Here is a 23,126-nt window from a genome sequence, read left to right on the forward strand (position 1 = left end):
GATCCGGATACGCTGGAAAACATGCGCATCGCCATCGGACAGATCCTCAGCTCGCACGATCCGCAAGAAAACTTGGAACAGGTGCAAGAGCTTGCCGCTCGCGCCGGGCAGGACCGCGCGGACGTGCTGGTGCTGCCAGAGGCCACGATGTTCGCCTTCGGTCGCAGCCTCAAGAACGTTGCCGAGCCGGTCGATGGCCCGTGGGCGCAGGCGGTCTCGCAGGCTGCTCAGGAGCACGGCGTGGCGATCGTGGCGGGCATGTTCAGCCCCGGCGACGAGGGCCGCGTGCGCAACACCGCGGTCATCGCGCTCGCGGACGGTCGAGTGCTCAGCTACGACAAGACCCACCTTTACGACGCGTTCGGCTTCAAGGAATCGGACACCGTACAGGCCGGCGCTGCACCGGTCACCTTTGATCTGGCCGGCGTCACCGTGGGCGTGGCCACCTGCTACGACATCCGCTTCCCCGCACTTTTCACGCACATGGCCGCCGACGGCGCTCAGGTCGTCCTGCTCGGCGCCTCCTGGGGCGATGGTCCCGGCAAGGTCGAACAGTGGGAACTGTTGGCGCGCGCGCGAGCCCTGGATGCGACGTCGTACGTCGTGGCCGTGGGGCAGGCAAACCCGGCGTCGGTGGGTCGCAAAGTTGAGGGCAACGCACCGCTGGGTGTGGGGCACAGCCTGGTCGCCGCACCGAACGGCTCCGTGGTCGCGTCGCTGGAGGATGCACCCGATTACCTGGTGGTGGACTTGGATCTGGACCTGGTCGAGAAGACACGCAAGTCCATTCCGGTGCTGGAGAACGCGCGCGACTTCTCGTAACGGTTTTGGGGTTCCCTATTACCGAAATCCATGGGTAGAAGTGGAATAGGGAACCATAAATCGCGGGTGTTGTGCGCGCTGGGTGAACGACCCCTGACAAGGCTGAGAGCCGCACGTAGGGTGGAAACAGTTGTCCCGATAAGCACGCTGACTGACTCGGCGTGGAAGCGACACCACTCTTGGAGGTTCACATGTCCCAGAAGATTGACGGCCCCGTGCGTTTTGCCGTGGTGGGGGTCGGCCAGATTTCCCAGCAGGCGTTCATCCCGGGTCTCACCCAGATCAAGGATGCCGAATTGGCTGCGTTGGTGACGTCCAGCGCGGAAAAGGCTGAGGAGATCGGCCAGGAGTTCGGCGTGGCCGCTTATTCCTACGAGGAATATCCGGCGCTGCTTTCTTCCGGCGATATTGACGCCGTCTATGTTGCCACCCCCGTTTTCCGGCACCGCGAGTTCGCGGAACCGGCTCTCGAGGCCGGGTTGCACGTGCTGCTCGAGAAGCCCATGGAAACCTCAGTGGAGGACTGCCAGGCCATTATCGACGCAGCCGATAAGTCCGGTGCCACGCTGATGGTTGCCTACCGGCTGCACCAGGAACCAGGCACCGTGGAGATGATCGAGAAGGTCCGCGACCAGAAGGTCATTGGCGACCCCCGCTATTTCTCATCCGTGTTCTCGCAGGATATTGCGGAGGAGAACCACCGCGGCCACTCCGGCTACTGGGGTGGGCCGATTCCGGACATGGGCACTTACCCGCTCAACGAGGTGCGCAACCTGTTCGCGTCCGAACCCATCGCGGTTCACGCCGTGGGTGTGCGTACTCCGGGTCGGGAGTTCAACTTCGACGACACCGTGGCCGTGACCCTGCGCTTCCCGGAGGACCGGCTGGCCCAGTTCACCATTTCGTACGCGTCCGAATCCGCTGAACGCTTCACGATTGCCGGTACCGAGGGGGAAATTACCGCGGAGCCGTGCTTCGGTTTCGGAGAAGGCGTGGGCATCAGCTACACACTCACCAAGGACGGTAATTCGGAAAGCTTCGCCCACGACCCGGTGGAGCAATTCGGAGGGCAGACCCAATACTTCGTGGACTGCATCCGCGATGGCGTACAGCCCGAACCGTCCGGTGAGGAAGGCCTACTGGACACCCGCGTTCACGAGGCCGTACTGCGCTCACTGGAGACCGGTGAGGTCGTGAGGTTGGATCCGTACGAGCGCGACCGCCGCATCACCTCTGATCAGGTGCGCAAGGTGGCCCCGGCTGACGAGCCTGAAGACGACGAGCTCGTGGATCAGGTTCCGCAGAACGGTTGATCACTGCGGCGATTTCAGCTCGCTGAGTTCAGGTTTCATGCACCCCGTCCCAACACGGGTAGGGATCCTGGGCTCAACGCCTTTAGCCTTGAGAACTCGCTTTTCAGCCCCGAACGTCGCCCGAGAATTTCCGCTCACAGAACGGACGCCCCGCCATGGCACAGCAGTTCGAGTACGAAACCCGACTGACCCAGCCTCGTGATGAGGTATTCGCGTGGCATCAACGTCCCGGCGCCCTGACCCGGCTCACCCCGCCCTTCGGCGGTGGGCCGGACAAGGTCACGGAGGCACCCACGGACGGGATCGAACCCGGCTCGCGCGTGAAGTTGGGCGTGTCCGTGCCCGGAACCTTCGGCACGGTGCACGTGCCTTGGACGGCTCGTCACGGTGACTGGGATCCGCCGCACTACTTCACCGATCGCATGGAACGCGGGCCACTGGGGGAGTGGGAGCATCGGCACAACTTCGAAGAAACGTCGTCCGGTGGCACGCTCGTCCGTGACCAAGTTACGGTGCGTGCACTGCCCACCTCCCTGGACAAGGCCAGCGGCCCGAGTGACAAACTCATGCGGGGTCAGTTGGAACGCATCTTCGCCTACCGGGAGCGGCAGTTGCGCGGGGACCTGGACTTCCATGACGAGCACCGCGGACCTCGGCTGCGGATCGCCGTGGGCGGAGCCTCCGGGCTGATCGGATCGCAGGTGTGCGCGCTCCTGGAAACCGGCGGTCACGAGGTGGTGCAGCTCAAACGCGGTGGTTCCACCGGTCCGGGAGTGATCGGCTGGGACCCGGCCAAGGGTCGACTGAACCCGCGGGATCTGGCGGGGATCGACGTCGTACTCCACCTGGGCGGGTCGAGTATCGCCACGCGCTTCACGGACAAGAACAAGGCCGAGATCCTGCGCTCGCGCGTGGCCAGCACCAAGCTACTGGTGCGGGCGATCGGGCAGGTTCCGGCCGACCAGCGGCCGCGCGCCCTGGTGGTCGGATCGGCCGTGGGCTATCACGGGACCGATCGCGGGGACGAGATCCTGGCCGAGGAACAGCCTCCCGGTGAGGGATTCCTGGCGCACGTGTGCGACGAGTGGGAGAAGGCCGCTCACGGTGCGGAGGTCTTTGGCGTGCGCGTGGTCAACGTGCGCACCGGTCTCGTGCTGACCCCGAGCGGTGGTCTGCTGCGACCCCAACTGCCCCTCATGACGGCGGGGTTGTCCGGGCCGCTGGGTGGCGGTAAGCAGTGGCAGAGCTGGATCGGAATCGACGATATGGCCGGTGCGGTGGCGCACCTGGTGCTGTCGGAGGACGCGTCCGGTCCGTACCACCTGGCCGCGCCCAATCCGGTACGGCAGAAGGATTTCGCGCGGATCGTCGCGGGGGTACTGCACCGACCCGCCATGGTGCCCACGCCGCTGGCCGGACCGCGAGCGTTGCTCGGCAAGGAAGCCACCGAGGAACTTGTGGCCGCAAGCCACCGGGTGGACGTGTCCAAGTTGTTGGGGGCCGGCTACCGCTTCCGGCACGCGGACCTGCGTGCGTGTGCCGAGCACATTTTGGGGCGGGTGGGCTGAGCCTCGTTGGCCCAGGCAGCACTTGCCGATTAATGACGCACGATTTTGTCCGGCTGATCAGAGTCGTGAGATCGGGTCAGCACCATCAAATACGCAATGGAGGAACACATGGGAAACACGGACGGCAAGACCCAGGCAGTAGAAACCATCAAGGAACTGATCGACGGAATTAGCACGTGCGTCATCGCCACGCACACCGCGGACGGCGGCATCGTGACCCGTCCGATGGGTGTGCAGGACAAGGATTTCGACGGCGATTTGTGGTTCATGACCTCCCGCGATTCGGACCTCGTTGAGCAGATCACCGCCAACGACCAGGTCAACGTGACATTCGTGGGGAAGGGTACCTGGGTGTCGCTGCGCGGTCGTGCAGAGTTGGTCGAGGATCCGCAGCGCAAGGAAGAACTCGCCAGCGCACTGACCGGTGCGTTCCTGCAGGCGGACCCCAAGTCTCCCGAAGCCGCACTGATTCGCGTGAACACCGAGGCCGGTGAGTACTGGAGCTCCGAGGGCGTCAAGACCGTGCTCTCCCTGATCAAGGCCCGCGTCACCGGCGAACGCCCGGACGCCGGCAAGAATGACACCGTGCAGCTCTAATTCTTCGGTAGCGATGAGCGAGGCCCCGCGGTTACGGATTTTGAGTCCGTGACCGCGGGGCCTTGTGACGTCCGGGGCCAGTGACGTCAGGGGCCCGGGGGTGCCTTGTGACATCTCGGGCAGAGGTTAACATGGCTGTACATCTGGGGTAGAGGTTCGCAGCGAAACCTGGGATAAATCTACGTCCCTCTGCCAATAATGTTCAGGGCACCGATAACGGCGCTAACCTCTACCCCAGATGTTCACCTGGAAGCCAGGAGCGCTAACCTCTGCCCCGGATGTTCACGGGCCGATACGTGGGGACTTGTACGCGAGCTCGGAACCCGGCGACCCGGTGCCAGAGGTTCCAAGCCCCATGGCTGGCCCCCTACACCATGCCCCATCCCCCGAGGCCGCCCCCGCCTCACCCACTTGACCAACGTCACTCGGCATGGTTCGGCGAGTTTCTGTATTCTTTTCTCCGTGACATCTCAACTCTCCCGGCACGCGGCGTACTTCGGTGTACCCGCCTCCGCCGATGACAAGGAGTCGGACAGTCCGAAGAGGCGCAGTCCTCTTCCCCGATCCGGCACAGCCCCCAGCCCGCGCTGCATTGCAGCCCCCATGTCGAGTGAGGTGGTCTGGTGCTGACAGCCTGGTTCCTCCTTCTCGTTTTCCTTCTCTTGGTTCTGGCCAACGCATTGTTCGTGGCCGTGGAGTTCTCGTTCCTCACCGTCGATCGGCAAGCGGTTCAGCGCGCCGAAGCGGAAGGTGACAAGCGCGCCGTCGTCATCGAAGGCAGCCTCAAGAAGACGTCGACCAACTTGTCCGGCGCCCAGCTGGGTATCACCGTGACCAGTTTGACGGCTGGCTTCATCACCGGCCCCGGTATCGGTGAGCTCTTACGTGGTGGTCTCGGCTGGGCCGGTATGCCCGACGCCGCGGCCACCGGTGTCGCCACCACGGCCGCGTTCATCGTGGCAACCTTCACGCAGATGGTGTTCGGTGAGCTGGTCCCCAAGAACTGGGCCATTGCCGATCCGATGCGCGTGACCCACGTGGTGGTGTACCCGCAGAAAATCTTCATGTTCCTATTCGGCTGGTTGGTCAAGGTCCTGAACGGATCCGCGAACGCCGTGCTGCGCTTCCTGGGCTTCACACCCACGGAAGAAGTGGCCAACGCCCGTACCGCCGCCGAGCTGGCAGCCGTGGTGAACCGCTCTGGCCGCGAAGGCACCCTGGAAGCCGGAACCGCCGAATTGGTGGCCCGCTCCATCGAGTTCGGTGAGCGCACCGCTGCTGATGTGATGCGCCCGCGCCCGCGAGTGACGTTCTTAGAATCCGATGACACCGTGGAGCACATGCTGCTCACCGCAGCGGAGACCGGTCACTCCCGTTTCCCCGTGATGGGTGAGTCAGTGGACGAGATCGTGGGGATCGTGCACTACACCCACGCCTTGGCCGTGCCGTTCGAGGAGCGCTCGACCAAGCGCGTGGCCGATATTGCCGCCCCGGCGGATGTCGTCTCGGAGTCCATGACCCTGGACCCCCTCATGCGTAAGCTGCGCGGCAAGGGTCTGCAAATGGCCATTGTGGTGGACGAATACGGCGGCACCGCCGGCATCGTGACCCTGGAGGACCTCATCGAGGAAATCGTGGGCGAGATCGATGACGAGCAGGACACCCGGATCCAGCGCTTCCGGCGCACCCGTGACGGCGGCCTGGTGGTTTCCGGTCTGCTGCGCCCCGACGAACTCGGCGACGTGCTGCGGCTGGACATGCCCGAAGGTGAAGAGTCGGACACCTTGGGCGGGCTTATGGCCGAAGAGTTGGACCGGCTGCCTCACGTGGGGGACACCCTGACCCTGGAAGCTGTCGACCACACACACCGTGACGAGGACGACCTGCCCACCAAGGCCAACATCCATCTGGAAGTGGTCCGCATGGACCAGCACCGCGTGGACCGGATCCTGGTGCGCCGTGAAGGTGGCGACCCGGACGAGCAAGGTGGCTCCACAACCTCCACCGAGTGGAAACCCCCGGCGGGCAGGAATGATCCTCTGGGTGGCGAACCGCGGCAGCCCGAAACCGCCGAGGAATTCCAGGCGGCGCAGGCCGGACTGCAAGGCAACCCCTCGTTCCGTCGCGATGACGACGTCTCGGTCGAGGATCCCCGAGAGGAGCAGCAGCGATGACCACCAGCACCGCCATTATCGTTCTCATCCTGTTGCTCGCGGGCAACGCATTCTTCGTGGCCAGTGAGTTCGCCATGGTCTCGGCCCGCCGCGACCAGCTGGAACCCAAGGCCGCGGAAGGCTCCAAGACCGCTAAATATGCCCTCAAGGGCATTGAAAACGTGTCGACGGCGCTCGCGGCCACCCAGCTCGGCATCACCGCGTGTTCACTGCTGATCGGTGCCGTGGGCGAGCCCGCGATCGCGCACCTCATCGAGCAACCGCTCGAGTACTTCGGTGTGCCCGAAGCGTTGCTGCACCCGATTGCCCTGGTGATCGCGCTGTTGATCGTGACGTTCCTGCACATGGTGCTGGGAGAGATGGTTCCCAAGAACATCGCGATTGCTGTACCGGGCCGCTCGGCCATGGTGCTCGGGCCCATCCTGCACGGGTTCGTCATGGTGTTCCGCCCGTTTATCTGGATCATGAACGAGACGGCCAACCACCTGGTTCGTTGGTTCTTCCGCGTGGAGCCCAAGGACGAGGTCGCGTCGTCGTTCACGTCCGAGGAAGTTCGCGGGTTCGTGGCCGAATCCGGCCGCGAGGGTCTGCTCGACAACGACGAGATCCAACTGCTCACCGGCGCGTTGAACTTCGAGAACATGACCGCCAAGGATGTCGCGCTGCCCCTGAGCGGCATGCGCACCGTTCCGAGCGACATCACCGCCGCGGGTATCGAGTTGATGTGCGCGGAGACCGGCTTCTCGCGATTCCCGGTGCAGGACCAGAACGAGCGCCTCATGGGCTACATCCACACCAAGGACATTCTGGGATTGCCGGAGCAGATGCGTCACGTACCCATCCCGGCCGCATCGATCCGTCGGTTTGCGCGCGTGGCCCCGCAGGACAAGTTGCGCAAGGTCACCCGCACCATGCAGGCCGACGGCGCTCACTTCGCCCTGGTGGGCGAGGTCGCCAGGGATTCCCGCACCACGGACGAGTCGGTTGACATCGTGGCCCTCGAGGACGTGTTGGAGGAGCTCGTGGGTGAAGTCCGAGATGCCACGAGCAAGCCGGTCGCGGACTGACCTGCCACTCGAGAGCAATCCGAGCAACCGGGGCAGTCGAATCAATCGATCGGTGGATGACCCGTCCGCAACCGCACTTCCATAATGGTGTGACATCAGTTCTGTGATCCCAGGGAGAAACATGCCCAGCCAGTCAGCTTCAGCAGCATCCGGAGAGCGCGTGAACAACGCCGCGAATCCGAACACCAGCACGTCTCCGACCGACACGCCGCGCGTGAGCCCCCGGGGTCTCTACCGCGTGGTGGCCACCTCGGAGATGATCACGTGGGCGTTGCTGATCGCGGCCATGATCGGCAAGTACGCACTGGGTGCACCGGACTGGACCATGCGGATCGCAGGCAGCATCCACGGCTTCGTGTTCCTGTCCTACTGCGTGTCCACCGTGGTCGTGTGGACGGATCAGCGCTGGCCTGCGCCCAAGGGAATTCTGGGCCTGCTCCTGGCGGCCGTTCCGTTCGCAACGGTTCCCTTCGAACGTCACGTGGACCGTAAGGGTCTGCTGTCGTCGCAGTGGCGTGTGGCTCCGGCCGGTGGCGCACCGCAGAACGGCCAGGAACCCGCTCGCACTGCTGCCGAGCGGCTCCTGGCCGTGATCCTGCGCTGGCCGATTCTCTCGGCCGTGATCTTGGTGGTGTTCGTGGCCCTGTTGTTCACGATCTTGCTGAACGCAGGCCCGCCCACCGAGTGGTTCAACTAGGGATTACCCCGCCAGAGCTGCTGAGCGGCCCGGCACACTCCACGACTTGCCGTTGAGCGACACGCTGCGGTGGGTGTTGGTCGGGTTCACCAGTACGTAGCGGTTGTTGGACAGCTTGCGCACGAGCACCTGGTTCGAGGTGGAGCGCGCACCCGTTCCGTAGACCCCGTTGTTCACGGCGTCCCGCAGCTCACGGACGCCAGCGGCATTGGGGTTCACGGAGCGGTCCGTGACCCTCTCGGCCAGGCCGGTGTTGCGAGCGATCTGGTCCTGGCAGTTCTCGACCTGCGGGATCACGGCCTTCACGCCGCGCGCGCCCGAGTCGCGGGTCAGCAGGGTCTGCCCCAGCAGCATCCGGTAGTCGCGTTCGCGGCGAGTATCGGCTGCCCTGGCCACCGCGGTATTTCCCGCCTTGAGGCACTGTGCGCTACCGTTGATGGCCTTGCCCTGGCCGTAACCTGCGGCACCCACGGCCCGCTTCGAGACTGCGTAGTCATGGTTCAGGATCGGCATGCCCGCGGCGGTGAGTTGGCGATTCACGTCCGCGGACTTCCTCAGGTATGCGGTGGACAGGGGAGAGCCATTGCGGTCCTGCGTGCTGAACTCGCGCATCGCAAAGTCCACCGCACCGGTGCGCGCCAGTTCATTGGCGCGGGCCACGTTGGAGGGCTTCTCAGGGTAGATGCCGAGGTTCACGGCCAGGGGAACATCGCGCTTGAGGCGGTTGTCCAGCTGGCGATTGACGCTGTCGACCACGGCGGTTGCACGGCGCGCGTAAGCATTGTCATCCGCCCACGGACCCCACTTACCCACGTAATCCATGTCCTGGCCGTGTCCGGCGGTCATCGCGACGTCGTCGAAGAACACACCGTCGAACTTGGCCGGGCGCGCCTTGGTCACACGACCGGGCAACGACGGCGCTTGGAGCAGCTTGGCCGCGGCGGTTGCGCACGCGTCCGCGTACCCATTCGAGAGGTTGGAAATGGTCGAGTAGTTCCAACCGGGGTAGGTGGCCATACCCATCGAGTTGGTGGCCACGCGGGAGTTCCGGGGAATAACGCCGAACTTGCGGCCGTCCGACGAGGGGTCCGCACACGTGCGTTGGAAGGCGCCGTTCTCGGGACTGCGCTCGGACATGGCGCCCAGGTTCATGTAGGCGTAGAACGTGGTGCCGGGGTTGGCGGCCTTCATATCGGCCAGCGTGCACTCGCCGCGGCCACCGGCCACCGCAACGGTGGGATCGACGATGGCGTCGGAGACCTTGCCGACGAGCTGGCCACCGGGGCACAGCTGCTGTGGCTGTTGGAAACCGTGCAGATAGGCCGGCGCGGTGCCGGAGGGCGGTGTCGGCGCGGTGGGTGTGGTCGGAACCGGAGCGGCCTGAGCGGGCATGGTGGTTGCCACCAACGTGAGCAGGGCGGTCATGGTTCCGGCAATGGACAGGGATCGGCGCGAAGTACGCGAATGTTGGGATCTGAATCGCATGCCAAAAATGTAACGAAACAGTAACGAATGGGTGTGACTAGCAGGTATGTTGCGGATGTCTCTTTAGTACGCATTCTGATGAAAGCTCAATGAGCCCTTCATCAAGTCACTCATACTCGAGCACGACGACCCTTGGCACGAAAGCTCGCTACCCTCGGATCGATGGCACTCCACGTACGGCTCGCGCGCTGGGCAGAAGAACACCCCCACCTCAGTAATGCTCTGCTGATGGGTGGTGGGATCATCTTTTCGCTGTTCTTCATGACTGCCGGAGCGCTGGACGCAGGCAAGAGTTTTTGGTGTGCCGCGGTGGTGGCACTTCCGTTGTTCTTCCGGCGAGCGGCACCCGTGGCAACGGCCTTCGCCGTGGGGGTTCTGGCCCTCGGCGTGCTGGTGCTGTTCAATGTCGCCGCCATCGGGCTCTGCATGTGGGCCGTCCCGTGCCTGATGTACACGGTGGCGGTGCGTGCGTCCAAGAAGAAGCGACGCACGGTCCTGATCGCCGCGCTGTTGGGGTGCTTGGTGTTCGCCCTCATGTGCCGCAGATGGTTCTTCGTGTTCTTCGAAGACGGCACGGTCCTGGAATGGGTGCTGGCGTCCTTGATGTTCTTCGTGGTGAGTGCGTTGTTCGTGATCGTCGCGTTCCTCGCGGGAGATCTGGCGCGCAACCGCTGGCGCCGTCGTGAACAACTCGAGGACCGGGCCCGCCGCCTCGAGGTGGAGCGCGAGCAAGAAGTACGGATCGCCGCCCAGGATGAACGCACGCGCATCGCCCGGGAAATGCACGATGTGGTCGCGCACTCGCTGTCCGTGGTGATTGCGCAGGCGGACGGCGCCCGGTACGCGGCGGCGTCGAACCCGGACGTGGCCGCGCAGACTCTGGAGACGATCGCCGAAACTGCACGCGGGTCGTTGACCGAGATGCGCAAATTACTGGGCGTGCTGCGTACCGATGACGAGACCGAGACCAAACCCGTGCCGCAGCTCGGCGACATTCCCGAGCTGGTCCAGTCGGTGAAGGCCGCGGGTCTCCCCGTGCAGTTCACTGAGAAGGGCACGCCCGCACTCAGCACCGGAGCGCAGCTGAGCCTCTACCGTGTGGTGCAAGAGGGGCTCACCAACGTCCTGAAGCACGCGTGGCAGGCTTCGTCCGTGCGCGTGTCCATTGAGCACCGCCCGGATTTTTCGTGGGTGGAAATCATCAATGACGGCGCGGGGGGTAACGATTCACCCCGCGCGCCGGGCGCCGGTCACGGGTTGCAGGGCTTGCGTGAGCGTGTGGCTCTGTACGGTGGGGAGATGACGGCGGGTCCACACGCGACTCGATCGGACGTATTCGTCGTTCAGGCCACCATTCCCACGGACATCCCCACGGAGGACGCGTGAGTTCCACCCCCGCAGAGCCCACCGCCGCATCGCGAGTGCTCATCGTTGACGACCAACCTCTCGTGCGCGGCGGTTTCCGCATGCTCGTGGATTCCCAGCCGGATCTCACGGTCATTGGCGAGGCCGGTGACGGTCAGGAAGCCGTGGACTTCGTCGCGGCTGCTCTGGGGACGGACCGCGTGCCGGACGTGGTGCTCATGGACGTACGCATGCCCCGGCTCAACGGCATCGAGGCCACTCAGGCCATCCTTGCGGCGCACTCACAGACCAAGGTCATCGTGCTCACAACGTTCGATCTGGACGAATACGCCCTGGACGGCATTCGTGCCGGGGCCAGCGGGTTTCTCCTCAAGGACGCTCGCCCCGAGGAGTTGCTCGAAGCCATTCGCACCGTCGCCCGCGGGGATGCGGTGATCGCGCCCTCCACCACGCGTCGCTTGCTCGACCATTTGATTGCCGATTCCTCCAACGACGACGCCGCTCCCGCAGACGCCGCGCATGCGTCACCTACGGGGGTGGCCGGGAACGCAACGAGCCCGGGGCAGGTGCCCGCGGCGGCGTCGAATCCGTGGGAGAACCCGCGACTGGCATCGCTGACCGCGCGCGAGCGAGAAGTCTTCGAGCTCGTGGGGCGGGGGCTGTCCAACGCGGAGATCATGTCCGAACTGTTCCTCTCCGAGCCGACCGTGAAAACGCACGTGTCCCACATCCTGGCCAAGCTGGGTGCCCGCGACCGGGTGCAGGCCGTGGTGATTGCCTACGAAACCGGAGTGGTCACTGCCTGACGGTGCCGCCTGAAACGCTCATGTGAAACGCCCCGCAAATTCGAGATTCGCGGGGCGTTTCGTGGAGCTATGGGTTTAGTGCTCGTAGGTGTGCAGGTCGATGTTCTTGGACTCCTTGGTCAGCAGGATGGCGATGCCACTGATGGCCGTGAGGATGCCCAGGTAGAGCAGCACGCGGCTGATCTGACCGTCGGCGCCGTACAGGGTGGCCAGGATCGAGGGCGTGAAGCCCGCACCCAGCAGGGTGGCCATCTGGTAACCCACGGAGGCGCCGGTGTAGCGAGCCGCGGTGCCGAACTGTTCGGAGATGAACGCCGCCAGCGGACCGTAGATGGTGCTGTGGCAAGTGAGGCCCACCATGAAGGCGAAGAAGATCAACAGGATGTTGGAGGATGCAAGCCAGTTGAAGATGGGGAGCAGCAGGGCGATGAAGGCAACCATGCTGATCAGCATCACCGGGCGGCGACCCAAGCGGTCGGACACCTTGCCCATCACGACCACCACGGCAACGGACAACAGTGAAGCGGTGGCAAACGCGTAGAGGACGGGCTGACGCTCGGCACCGTGGGACACCGCGTAGGTCACGGCGAACGAGGCCATGACCACCTGCAGGGCGAAACCGGCCGCACCGCCGAACATCACCAGCAGCAAGTTCTTGGGGCGGCGGATGACACTCCAAATGGGGAGAGCGGCCTTCTTAGGCGAGTTCTCATCTGCCTCAACGGCTGCGGCGAAAATGGGGCTCTCGGAGATCTTGGCGCGGATCACGAGGCCCACGATCAGCAGGGCGGCCGAAAGCAGGAACGGTACGCGCCAACCCCACGAGAGGAACTGATCTTCGGGGAGAGAGGCGAAGAGGCCCATGACAAAGGTTCCCAGTGCGGAACCGGTCGGTGCGCCGGCGTTGACGAAGGACGCCGCGAATCCGCGTTTCTTGGGCTCTGCGTGCTCCAGGGCCATGAGCGCGGCACCGCCCCACTCGCCACCGATGGCAACGCCCTGCATGAGGCGCAGCGTCACCAGGATGATGGCGCCCCACGAGCCGATGACGGCACCGGACGGGATCAGGCCGATCAACGTGGACGCCACACCCATGATCAGCATGGACAGGATCAGCATCTTTTTACGACCCAGGCGATCGCCGAAGTGACCGAAGATGACGCCACCGAGAGGGCGGGCGATGTAACCCGCGGCAAAGGTGCCGTAGGAGGCAACGGTTGCGGCCAGCGGATCCAGGCCGGCGAAGAAGACGTGCGGGAAGACCAGTGCGGCGGCGGTGGCGTACAGCAGGAAGTCGTAGAACTCGATGGTGCTGCCCAGGTAGCTGGACAGGACCACGCGGCGCGCTTCCTTGCGCTTTTCCTGCACGCTCAGCTGGTTCAGCTGAGGGGTGACTGTTGCGGACATGTGAACTCCTAGAAGGCGGCAAATGCGCCACGGCAGCGGGAACTGGAAAAGGTCTGCGGATCGAGCCATGACTGACGCAATCTGTGGTGCGCATCACGTTAGACAACTATTGTCCGTTAACTCAATCAATTGTCAAAAGTCGTGAAATGGATATGCTTGATTCCGCACGAACGTGGGCGTTCATCTGTCCTCGGGAATGCCCGCCCCCGCTGCCAGAAGGACTTCATGAGCACTGACACCGCGCCCTCGGACCTCCCGGAGTTCGAAGGACCCACGGCGCAGACCGCCATCATGGCGCTGTTTGGCATGTACGTGGCGGTCGAGGACTTGTGGCTTACGACCAAGGGGATCATCGAAGTACTCAAACCTCTGGGCGTTTCCGAGGACGCAACCCGCATGACCTTGGCTCGGATGTCCAAGAAGGGATTCATGACCAAGCAGCGTCTGGGCCGGGAAACGGTGTACTCCATTGGCGCTCGAGGCATGCCGGTTCTGCAGGAGGGATACGTGCGCGTGCACGACCCGGATGTGCTGATGCAGGATTGGGACGGTCAATGGACCCATGTGTTCTACTCGCTCCCCGAAAAGGCCAGAAATCTGCGGCGGCAATTGCAATCCGCGCTCGAATGGGGCGGGTTTGGACGCTTGCAGAACGGCGTGTGGGTCGCACCGGGTGTCCTGGACGTGGACCGCTTGGTGAGTGCCATCGAGGGCAGCGAGTGCGTCCGTGCGTTCACCAGTGTTCCGGCCGGTTCCACGACCCATGACCAGATCCTGCGGGAAGCTTTCGATCTGGCCGAGATCTCGCGCGGTTACGAAGAGTTCATCGAACGCTGGAGTCCCTTCGTCATGGACCACAACGCATCATTGCACCGCCGGTTGTTGGTGAACACGGAATGGTTGGAGATCACCCGGCGAACCCCCATGCTTCCCGCGGCGCTCGTACCCACAGACTGGCCGGCGCGCACAGCGCAGGATGTCTTCACCGAAGTGGACCGAGTGACGTCCGTAGACATCAAGTCCGCGGTCTCCTGACTGCTGCGAGGCTGAATTCTCATTCCCGAGCATGGTTTGGCGCGGCTGTCTCAGACCCCAGGATGAGGGGATGACCTGCGGGTTCGGTACCCCCGCCCGATGTGCTCGTGTCTTGAATTGGACAGAGTTGAAGCATGAACACGACTCGCACCGAAACCCAGCAGCCGACCGGCCAGATACAGGCAGGCTCCACCGCATCGTCACCCACGGACCAGAATTCTGCGCGGCACACGCAAGGCCAGCACCAGCAACACCGCTCGCTGGCCGTGGTCGCCGCGAACGTCTCCCGCACCTACGGAACCGGTGAGGCCTCCGTCAAGGCGTTGGACCGAGTGAGCATTGAAATCCCCGCGGGCACCCTGGTGGCCGTAATGGGTCCCTCCGGATCGGGTAAATCGACCCTGGTGCACTGCTTGGCCGGCTTGGACGTTCCGGACAAGGACCCCAACACGCGCATCGTGGTGGGCGGCCAGGACATCACCGGCCTGTCGGACGATCAGCTCACCCGCTTCCGCCGCGATCACGTGGGTTTCGTGTTCCAAGCATTCAACCTGGTGCCCACGCTCACCGCGCGGCAGAACATCGAACTTCCCCTGTCACTCGCCGGCAAGAAGGTCAACGCGCAACGGCTCGAGGCACTGGCTGACACACTGGGCATCCGCTCCCGGTTGGAGCATCGACCGGACGAGATGTCCGGAGGTCAGCAACAGCGCGTGGCGATCGCGCGTGCGCTGTTTCCCGAACCGTCGGTGATCATCGCGGACGAACCCACCGGCGCTCTCGACAGCACCACCTCCCACGAGGTCCTGGGCATGCTGCGCCGCAGCGTGGACGAGTTCAACCAGACCGTGGTCATCGTGACGCACGATCCCGAGGTCGCCAAGGCCGCCGACCGCGTGGTCCGGGTCAGGGACGGCCGCATCCAGGCCGACGACGCCGCGACGGGTGATCACTGATGCGCGCCGTCGTCCTGTCCAGACTCCGCCTGCAGTGGACTCGCTACCTGATGGTTCTTGCTGTGGTGGCGGTGTCCGCCGGATTCATGACTGCCGCACTCGGCCTGTCGAGCACGCTGACCGCCAGCATGACCAATGATGTGGTGGCTCAATACAAGAACGCGGATGCCGTAGTCACCACCAAGGCAGACGCGACTTCCAGCTTCAGCGCCACCCCCCAGCAGATTGATGAAATCTCCCGCGTGGGCGGGGTGGACTCCGTGTGGGCCCAGTACTCGACGATCGCCATCCCCAGCTCCTCCACCGTTGCCGCTGACGGTTCGGCCGCGCCGGTGGCCAACCTGCCGGATGACCCGTCGCTACTCCCGGCAAAGATCGAGCAGGGAACCTTTCCGAACTCAGCTGACCAGGCGCTGGTTTCGGAGTCCCTCGCGGAAAAGCTCAAGGTGGGAGTGGGGGGCACCGTTTCCCTCCAGGAACTGGCCGGCGCACCCGCTGGGGACGGTGAGGCGGCCGGCCAAGGTGTGGGAGCGCCGTCGGCGGCCAAGAAATATTCGGTGAGCGGCCTGAGCGAAAATTCGGCCACGGGAGCGTTCGCGAGCCTGTGGCTCACCAACGACGGCCTGACCCGTTTCTCGCCCGGTCAGATGATGGGGGACCGCCCGTTGCAGGCAATCCAACTCACGCTGGATGGTTCCGCTAACGACGCCCGAATCCAGGGACTGAACACCGATGTGGCCAGGATTCTGGCGGCCGGTCAGGGGGAACAGCCAGAGCTCCGGGTGATTACCCCCGAGCAGTTGACCGAAGAAACCATCGATCAACTCGCGGCAGGATCCAACGTTCTGACCATGTTCTTGCTGGCTTTCGCGGGGCTGTCGATCCTGGTCGCCCTGCTGGTCGTGACCAACACGCTCTCGGTGCTGACCGCCCAGCGTGCCCGTGAACTCGCACTGCTGCGGTGCGTGGGTGCCACGAGCAAGCAGGTGCGTCGCTCGGTGCTCACCGAAGGACTGGTCCTGGGGATCGTGGGTGCCCTGATCGGCGTGGCCGTCGTCTGGGGGCTCGCCGTGGTTCTGAAAGCATCCGGTCTGATCAGCGTGGTGACCGTGACGGTGGCTCCTCGTGACCTCCTGGTGGGTTTCCTCACGGGCATCGTGCTCACCATGATTGCCTCGCTCGGTCCCGCCCGCCGCGCCCACGGGGCCTCGCCACTGGACGGCTTGCGTGGTTCTCGTGCCGCCGACGGCGTTCCCCGCGTTCGCGTGGTCCTGGGCGCCTTGATTCTCGTGGCCGGCGCCGGGACCCTGGTACTCGGGGTGGCTGTGCATGAACCCCTTCTAGGCATCGCCGGCGGTCTGGCGAGCTTCCTGGGCGTAGTGATGACCGCGCGGTTGTACCTACCCCCGCTCGTGCAGGGGGTGGGACGAATCCTTCCCGGTGGCCAGCCCTCCCGCCTGGCCGCGGTGAACGCCGCCCGGTATCCGGCGCGCACCGCAACCACAGCCACCGCGTTGTTGATCGGCGTGCTGCTGGTGGCCACCGTACTCACCGGCCAACACGTAGCCAGGGCCAACCTGCTCAGCGAACTGGATCAGCAACGTCCCGTGGACATCTCCGTTCCCGCAGGGGCGGGACAGGTGAGCCCGGATCAGATTCGTGAGATCTCGGAGTTGGACGGCGTGCTGGGCGTCAAGACCACCGACCCGGCCGCCGCGGACGGTGCAGTCGCCCAGATCGACGCTGTTCAGTCCCTGAATACGTCTGCCGCCGCGCAGTTGCAGGAAAAGGTCGCCGGCATCCTGAACGTGACCGCGGGCGATCTCCAGGGCGCGCTCCTAGAAAAGGCCAGTTACGTATCCATCCTGGAAGTGATGCTCGCGGTCACCCTGGGACTGCTGGCCGCAGCGGTGGTCGTGTCCGTGCTCGGTATCGCCTCGACCATGTCCCTGTCGGTGCTCGAACGCGTCCGCGAGAACTCCCTGTTGCGGGCGCTGGGCCTGACCCGCCGACAGTTGGCCGCCATGATCCGCCGCGAGGCACTCGTGATCTCACTGGTGGCCACGATCGTGGGCCTGGTGATCGGTTGGGCCTTCGGAACACTGGGCGTGATGTCCCTGGTGACCGAGGACATGACCGTGGAACTGACGGTTCCGTGGGCCGGCTTCCTGGCGATCATCCTGGCCGCCGTGGTGGTGGCGGTGCTGGCCTCGGCCGCCCCGGTGCGCCGGGCCACCCGAGTCTCTCCGGTGGAGGGTATGGCCCGGGTGGACTAGCCGCTCCCGTCGCCCCGGTTCGTCTCTCGCCGGCAACGGACTCACCGATTCATTTCAGCCGGTTCGTCCTCGGCTGTGACCGGCGGCGACCGGCCGTGACTGGCCGCGAAGAACAAGGGCCCGTCATCCGACCGACCATCGGATGACGGGCCCTGCTCCCCATCTGGTGGGGTGTTGGCGGCAGCGTGTGTACCGGCACCGCCGCGGAGCACACTACTCCTGTATCTGGATGATTTGGAAGGATGCCCCCTGGGGGTCTTGGACAGTTGCCAGGCGGCCGAAAGGTGAGTCCTCGGGGCCGTCCAGCACGGTGCCACCGAGCTCCTTGAGCTTCTCCAGCGACTCGTCAGTGTTGTCCACGCCGATGTACAGGCGCCAGTAGGAGGGCATATCGCCCCACGGGGAGGCGTCGCACAAACCGGCGGTGGCAGCGCGGTCCTCACCGTTGGTCACGTATCGGAACTCCTCGTTCTCGTCCCCGCCCATGGCGTGCGTATCCCAGCCGAGGGCCTCGCGGTAGAAAGGCAGGGCGGCGTCGAAATCGCTAACCATGGCTTCGAACCACACGGGCGAACCGTGCTTGCCCGTGAACTCGAAACCGTCGAACTGATTGGGCTGCCACAGTCCAAAGGCGGCGCCTGACGGATCCTCGGCGATCGCCATGGAGCCCAATTCGCCCACGGGCATGGCGGGGTAGTAAATCTTGCCACCCTGCTCCGTGATCTTGTTCAGGGTCAATTCGATGTCGTCCGAGTGCAGATAGACGGTCCAGGCGGTGGGGTTCTGGGGCTCCTCGGTGGGACCCTCCGGACCCATCAGGCTGCTCATGGCGCCGCCCACCGGGGCGCCATTGTTGGTGATCATGTTGTAGTGGCCGAAGTCTTCACCCTGGTCATCGAAACTCCAGCCGAACATTTCGCCGTAGAACGCTGCGGCACCGTCCAGGTCGTGGGTTCCCAGGTCCATCCACGTGGGTGAACCAGCGGGTTGAGTGCTCATAACCGTACTTCTTTCACGTGGGGCGCTTGGCGCGCCCGTGCACTGCCGAGCCTAGGACCACTTGAAAGTTGCCACCAGGGTGATTGAGTAGATTCCGAGCAAGCTAACGGCAACGCGGCGCGATGGCGCGCCCAGGAGGTTCATCATGGAAGTTCGACCCAACGACCAGTTGTCGTTCACGGTTCCCAACGAGCAGATCATCGAGTGGCGGCGTCAGATGCACGCCCATCCGGAGCTGTCGTTCAAGGAGGTCAACACATCCCAGTGGGTCGAGGACCTGCTCCAAGGCATGGGCATTGAGACCTCCCGTCCCACACCGACTTCCGTGCTGGGTGTGCTCAAGGGCACCGGTCAGGGTCCAGCCAAGAACATCGGGCTTCGCGCGGACATGGATGCGCTGCCCGTTCAGGAGGAAACCGGCGAGGAATTCTCATCCACGGTCGACGGCGTGATGCACGCCTGCGGCCACGACACCCACACCGCCATGCAGTTGGGCGCGGCCAAGGTGCTGTCCGAGAACACGGACCTGTTCGGCGGCACGGTGACTTTCGTGTTCCAGCACGCGGAAGAACTCAATCCCGGCGGCGCACAGGAAATGGTCAGGGCCGGTGCCATGGAGGGCTTGGACGGGATCTTCGCCCTGCACGTGATGAACGCTCCCGTGGGAACCGTGCAGGTGCGCCCGGGCCCCGCGACGTCGCTGGCCGGTGGCGGTTGGATCACCATCAAGGGCCAGGGCTCGCACGGTTCCATGCCGCAGAACAGTATTGATCCCGTTCTCGTCGCGGCACAGGTGGTCGTGGGGCTCAACACGATCGTGTCCCGCAGCGTGGACCCCTCGCACTTCATGGTGATCAACCCCGGCATGATCCAGGCGGGTCAGGCACCCAACGTAATTCCGGACAGCGCGACCATTGGCGTCTCGGTCCGCACCCGCACCGCCGAAGACACCGGCCTCGCCTTCCGTCGCATTGAGGAACTCACCAACGGCATCTGCGCGGCTTACGGGGCCACGGTCGAGTACGAGTGGGTGGACGCCTACGACATCGTCTACAACGACGCCGCTCTGGCCGCCCAGGCGCTCGAGTCCGCCAAGAAGGTGGCCGGGGACGACAACGCCTGGGAGGGCGAGATCTCCTCCGGCTCCGAAGACTTCTCGGCCTTCGCCAACGAGGTGCCGGGCTGCTTCATCATCCTGGGCGGCGGCGACGCGGAGCAGGGCTTCCCCTTCCAGAACCACCATCCCAAGTTCAACGTGCGGGAGGACTGCCTGGCCATCGGTACGGCCCTGGAGGTCCAGCTGATCCTGGACCTACTGGGTCCCGACGCCGCGGAGTGAGTCGGCCGCGCCACTGACCCGCCGGAGGGGTGGCGGGCGAGCGGCCCTACATCTCAGGCAGCGAGTCACGGCCGCGAACATTATTGGCACGGGGTTGCTGCGAACGAGGGGGTTCAGGCGCAATCCTGTGCCAGATATGTCCGTGGGGCCAGGCAGTTACGCAGTCAAGCGCTCCAGCGCGGCCATCAGTTGCTCGAGTGTCTTCTGTTTCTCCGCCGAGCTCTCCGGCAGCAGACCCATGGACGCCTGCTGATACAGCCCATCGCCCATGCACACCACGGCGGTGGCGACTACGGGGTCGCCGACATCCTCAAGGACCGCGGCCAACCAGTTTTTCTCGATGCGCGCATAGGCGGCGCGAGCGGCGTCGTCGCCGGCCTGGATGAGGCGAGAGGCGACGATCAGCGCGCGGTCCAGCGCGCTGTCCTCGTAGAGCGAGGTGGCGAGGAACTCGCGCGCGGCACCCCGGGGCGAGGCGGTTAGACGCTCGAGGTCCTCGGTCGCGAGTGACTCGAGGTTGACCAGCATGGCGTCCACCAGGGCCCGTCGGTGCGGGAAGTGGTAGAGCAGGCCGCCCTTGGAGACCCCGGCGGCCGCGGCGACGGCGTCGAGGGTCGCGGCGCGCTCGCCGTCCGTGAGGACGATGCGCTCGAAGGCCTCGAGCAGCTTGTCCCGAGCCAGGGGTTTGCGTGGCATGTGAGCAAAACCTCTCCCCAACGGATCCGGGGAATATTGCCCCGCTTTCATTGTTAACTGTACCGTCTAGTCGGTACAGTAATTAAATGGCCCGTGCCCACTACGGCACCGCCCGCGCAGTACGACGAAGTACTTTTCGCGAATCAACGCCGAACATTCGGCAGCAGAGAACCGAGGAGGTCTTCATCGTGTCCACCATGATCGATCAGCGACAGAAAGCTGGTGCCCGAGAGTGGGGCGCCCTGGCCGTCCTCATGTTGCCGGTGCTACTGGTATCCGTGAACAACACGGCACTCAGCTTCGCCCTGCCCGCTATTTCCCGGGCCCTGCACCCCACGGCTTCGCAATTGTTGTGGATCGTGGATGTGTATCCGCTGATCCTGGCGGCCCTTTTGATTCCCATGGGCAGCCTGGGGGACCGGATTGGACGGCGCAAGATCCTCATGATTGGTTCCACGGGTTTCGGGGTCATCTCTGCCTTGGCCGCCTTCGCGCCCACCGCCGGGTGGTTGGTGGTCGCCCGCGTGGGGATCGCCGTGTTCGGCTCCATGTTGTTGCCGGCCACTTTGTCCTTGATGCGCACTGTGTTCCGCGATGACCACCAACGACGCCTGGCCATTGCGATCTGGACCGCCGGCTTCAGCGCGGGTGCCGCCCTGGGCCCCATTGCCGGTGGCTTCCTGCTGAATCACTTCTGGTGGGGCTCGGTGTTCCTGCTGGCCATTCCGGTTCTCGTGGCGTTCTTGGTCGCGGGGCCCTTGCTGCTGCCGGAATCCCGTGACCCCAACCCGGGGCCGGTGGACCCGCTGTCCATCGTTCTCGCCATCCTCGCCATGGCCCCGGTCGTCTACGCCATCAAGTCCATGGCCACCGGAGGTTCCGTACTGCAGGGGCTGTTGATCATGGCGTTCGGTGTGCTCAGCGGACTGCTGTTCGCCCGCCGCCAGGTGGCCAAGAACTACCCGATGCTCGACCTCCGGTTCTTCCGCAGTTCGCGCTTCTCCGGTGGTCTCACCGTCAATGTGATGGCCAGCATCGCGCTGTTCGGTTTCCTGTTCTTCCTGACCCAGCACCTTCAGCTGGTGGGCGGTAAGGACCCCATGACCGCGGGTCTGTTGATGGTTCCCGGGCTGTTGCTGGCCATCGTGACCGGTATGGCTGCCGCGAAACTGGCCGTGAGGTTCGGTGTTCGCCCGGCGATCGTCGCGGGACTGTTGCTGATCGCGGGCGGTTTCATGATCGTGGCCTTCACCGATCAGCAAAGCTCTGCGGTTCCGGTGTTGGTGGGCTTTGCAGCCATGAGCGCCGGTGGCGGACTGGCCACCACGCTGTCGACCGACCTGGTCGTGTCTTCGGTACCCGAGTCCAAGAGTGGTGCGGCATCGGCCGTGTCCGAAACCGGCTACGAAGTGGGCGCCGTTCTGGGCACCGCCGTGCTCGGCGGTCTGACCACAGCTTTCTACCAATCGCGCTTGGACCTTCCCCAGGCACTCAACCCCGAGCAGGCCGACGCCGCTCACCAGACCTTGGGCGGCGCCGTGGAGGTGGCCCAGAGCGGACCGTGGGCGGAAAGCGTCATGGAAAGCGCGACCGCGGCTTTCTCCTACGGCATGCAGGGCAGCAGCCTGGTGGGAGGCATTGCGATGGTACTGGTCGCTGTCGTGATCTTCCGGGTCCTTCGCGCGGACCGAAAGGTCCGATTCCACGAACCCCTGCCCACGGACCGCATCGAGTTCAACTGATCTGGATTCGTTGGGTCCGGCCGACCTGCCCCGACTGTCACGGGACCGAAACCCCTTACGGGGCGAGCGGCGTCGTCGTAAAGTGACCAGCGGAAACGTCGAGGGAAAGGCAGCGAATTATGAGCGCGAACGAACTGTTGGTGGATGCGGCGCAGCGACCCGCGCAGGTGGCAGGCGAGGTACTGGACGGCATCACGGAGGACGTGCTCAATTGCATGCCGGAGGGTAAACACAACTCGATTGCCTGGCTGATCTGGCATGCCGCTCGGCAGCAGGATATGCAGATCGCTCACCTTTTCGGGGCAGAGCAGGTCTGGACCGCGCAGGGCTGGGACCGGAAGTTCGACCTGGACCGGGACGCGAACGATTTCGGCTTCGGTGACACCCCAGAGGACGTCGCGCGCGTCCACGTGACCGACCCAGATCTGCTGCAGGGTTATCTGGACTCCGTCACCGCGGCAACGGTCGACTATCTGCGTCCCCTGAGCGACGCGGACTTGGACGAAATCATCGACGAATCCTGGGATCCGCCCGTCACGCGCGGGGTGCGGATCGTCTCCACGATCGACGACGCCGCACAGCACCTCGGCCAGGCTGCGTACGTTCGCGGGCTGGTGCAGGACACCTGGCACGGAAAGTACTGAAATGTCGCGGAATTAAGCGGTTAAGTGGGCAAGGCGACACTGTTTATCAACCCTGGATTCATCTAGGATTGCTGTACTGACTATCGGTGTCGAGGGCAAACGTCATCGAGGTCAAGAATCTGGGGAGATTACAACTGA

Annotated in this window: 19 protein-coding genes; 15 read left to right on the forward strand and 4 right to left on the reverse strand. The window is 64.5% G+C overall.

Annotation, left to right across the window (positions count from 1 at the left end; genetic code table 11):
- The first annotated feature begins 21 nt into the window (after positions 1–21).
- The 7 genes from CKW39_RS12630 (at position 22) to CKW39_RS12660 (ending at position 8,238) form a co-directional block, all read left to right on the forward strand.
- Positions 22–822, forward strand: a complete 801-nt coding sequence (locus CKW39_RS12630; protein ID WP_095798553.1) for a carbon-nitrogen hydrolase family protein — start codon at positions 22–24, stop codon at positions 820–822.
- Positions 823–1,013: 191 nt separating this feature from the next.
- Positions 1,014–2,135 carry a Gfo/Idh/MocA family protein gene (locus CKW39_RS12635; RefSeq protein ID WP_095798478.1) on the forward strand — a complete coding sequence of 374 codons (1,122 nt, stop codon included), beginning with the start codon at positions 1,014–1,016 and terminating at the stop codon, positions 2,133–2,135.
- 155 nt (positions 2,136–2,290) lie between these two features.
- Positions 2,291–3,703: a TIGR01777 family oxidoreductase gene (locus tag CKW39_RS12640; RefSeq protein ID WP_095798479.1), complete on the forward strand. Its 1,413-nt coding sequence runs from the start codon at positions 2,291–2,293 to the stop codon at positions 3,701–3,703.
- Positions 3,704–3,811: 108 nt separating this feature from the next.
- On the forward strand, positions 3,812–4,300 hold the full coding sequence (locus CKW39_RS12645; RefSeq protein ID WP_158222949.1) for a pyridoxamine 5'-phosphate oxidase family protein: 489 nt from the start codon (positions 3,812–3,814) through the stop codon (positions 4,298–4,300).
- A 623-nt stretch (positions 4,301–4,923) separates the two neighbouring features.
- On the forward strand, positions 4,924–6,474 hold the full coding sequence (locus CKW39_RS12650) for a hemolysin family protein (RefSeq protein WP_095798481.1): 1,551 nt from the start codon (positions 4,924–4,926) through the stop codon (positions 6,472–6,474).
- Positions 6,471–7,541 carry a hemolysin family protein gene (locus CKW39_RS12655; RefSeq protein WP_095798482.1) on the forward strand — a complete coding sequence of 357 codons (1,071 nt, stop codon included), beginning with the start codon at positions 6,471–6,473 and terminating at the stop codon, positions 7,539–7,541. Before CKW39_RS12650 ends, CKW39_RS12655 begins: the two co-directional genes overlap by 4 nt.
- Positions 7,542–7,662: 121 nt before the next feature.
- On the forward strand, positions 7,663–8,238 hold the full coding sequence (locus tag CKW39_RS12660; protein ID WP_311198964.1) for a DUF3817 domain-containing protein: 576 nt from the start codon (positions 7,663–7,665) through the stop codon (positions 8,236–8,238).
- Between the two features lie 3 nt (positions 8,239–8,241).
- Here the strand turns inward: CKW39_RS12660 and CKW39_RS12665 are convergent, their stop codons facing one another.
- Positions 8,242–9,723, reverse strand: a complete 1,482-nt coding sequence (locus CKW39_RS12665) for a hypothetical protein (protein ID WP_143470003.1) — start codon at positions 9,721–9,723, stop codon at positions 8,242–8,244.
- A 162-nt stretch (positions 9,724–9,885) separates the two neighbouring features.
- Here CKW39_RS12665 and CKW39_RS12670 point away from each other — a divergent pair, with 162 nt between their 5' ends.
- Positions 9,886–11,109, forward strand: a complete 1,224-nt coding sequence (locus CKW39_RS12670) for a sensor histidine kinase (protein WP_095798484.1) — start codon at positions 9,886–9,888, stop codon at positions 11,107–11,109.
- 80 nt (positions 11,110–11,189) lie between these two features.
- Positions 11,190–11,894: a response regulator gene (locus CKW39_RS12675; protein WP_254049418.1), complete on the forward strand. Its 705-nt coding sequence runs from the start codon at positions 11,190–11,192 to the stop codon at positions 11,892–11,894.
- Positions 11,895–11,969: 75 nt separating this feature from the next.
- On the opposite strand, the gene CKW39_RS12680 is transcribed toward CKW39_RS12675, so the two are convergent.
- Positions 11,970–13,301, reverse strand: a complete 1,332-nt coding sequence (locus CKW39_RS12680; RefSeq protein ID WP_095798486.1) for an MFS transporter — start codon at positions 13,299–13,301, stop codon at positions 11,970–11,972.
- Between the two features lie 225 nt (positions 13,302–13,526).
- On the opposite strand from CKW39_RS12680, the gene CKW39_RS12685 reads away from it, so the two are divergent.
- The 3 genes from CKW39_RS12685 (at position 13,527) to CKW39_RS12695 (ending at position 17,568) form a co-directional block, all read left to right on the forward strand.
- A complete protein-coding gene (locus CKW39_RS12685; protein WP_095798487.1) occupies positions 13,527–14,336 on the forward strand; it encodes a PaaX family transcriptional regulator C-terminal domain-containing protein in 810 nt (269 codons plus the stop codon).
- Positions 14,337–14,470: 134 nt separating this feature from the next.
- Positions 14,471–15,292, forward strand: coding sequence for an ABC transporter ATP-binding protein (locus tag CKW39_RS12690; RefSeq protein ID WP_254049411.1), 822 nt, complete (start codon positions 14,471–14,473; stop codon positions 15,290–15,292).
- On the forward strand, positions 15,292–17,568 hold the full coding sequence (locus CKW39_RS12695) for an FtsX-like permease family protein (RefSeq protein WP_095798488.1): 2,277 nt from the start codon (positions 15,292–15,294) through the stop codon (positions 17,566–17,568). The genes CKW39_RS12690 and CKW39_RS12695 overlap by 1 nt, the downstream gene beginning before the upstream one ends.
- Before the next feature lie 213 nt (positions 17,569–17,781).
- Here CKW39_RS12695 and CKW39_RS12700 read toward each other — a convergent pair whose 3' ends face one another.
- Positions 17,782–18,567: a VOC family protein gene (locus tag CKW39_RS12700; protein WP_095798489.1), complete on the reverse strand. Its 786-nt coding sequence runs from the start codon at positions 18,565–18,567 to the stop codon at positions 17,782–17,784.
- Positions 18,568–18,712: 145 nt separating this feature from the next.
- Here CKW39_RS12700 and CKW39_RS12705 point away from each other — a divergent pair, with 145 nt between their 5' ends.
- Entirely contained in the window at positions 18,713–19,906 is a 1,194-nt protein-coding gene (locus CKW39_RS12705) for a M20 family metallopeptidase (protein ID WP_095798490.1), read from the forward strand.
- A 156-nt stretch (positions 19,907–20,062) separates the two neighbouring features.
- Here the strand turns inward: CKW39_RS12705 and CKW39_RS12710 are convergent, their stop codons facing one another.
- Entirely contained in the window at positions 20,063–20,602 is a 540-nt protein-coding gene (locus CKW39_RS12710) for a TetR family transcriptional regulator (protein WP_095798491.1), read from the reverse strand.
- A 197-nt stretch (positions 20,603–20,799) separates the two neighbouring features.
- Here CKW39_RS12710 and CKW39_RS12715 point away from each other — a divergent pair, with 197 nt between their 5' ends.
- A complete protein-coding gene (locus CKW39_RS12715; RefSeq protein ID WP_254049419.1) occupies positions 20,800–22,344 on the forward strand; it encodes an MFS transporter in 1,545 nt (514 codons plus the stop codon).
- Positions 22,345–22,463: 119 nt separating this feature from the next.
- Positions 22,464–22,988, forward strand: a complete 525-nt coding sequence (locus CKW39_RS12720) for a DinB family protein (RefSeq protein ID WP_095798493.1) — start codon at positions 22,464–22,466, stop codon at positions 22,986–22,988.
- The last annotated feature ends 138 nt before the right edge of the window (positions 22,989–23,126 follow it).

Source organism: Kocuria sp. WRN011, from assembly GCF_002295155.1.
Taxonomy (GTDB): Bacteria; Actinomycetota; Actinomycetes; order Actinomycetales; family Micrococcaceae; genus Kocuria; species Kocuria carniphila.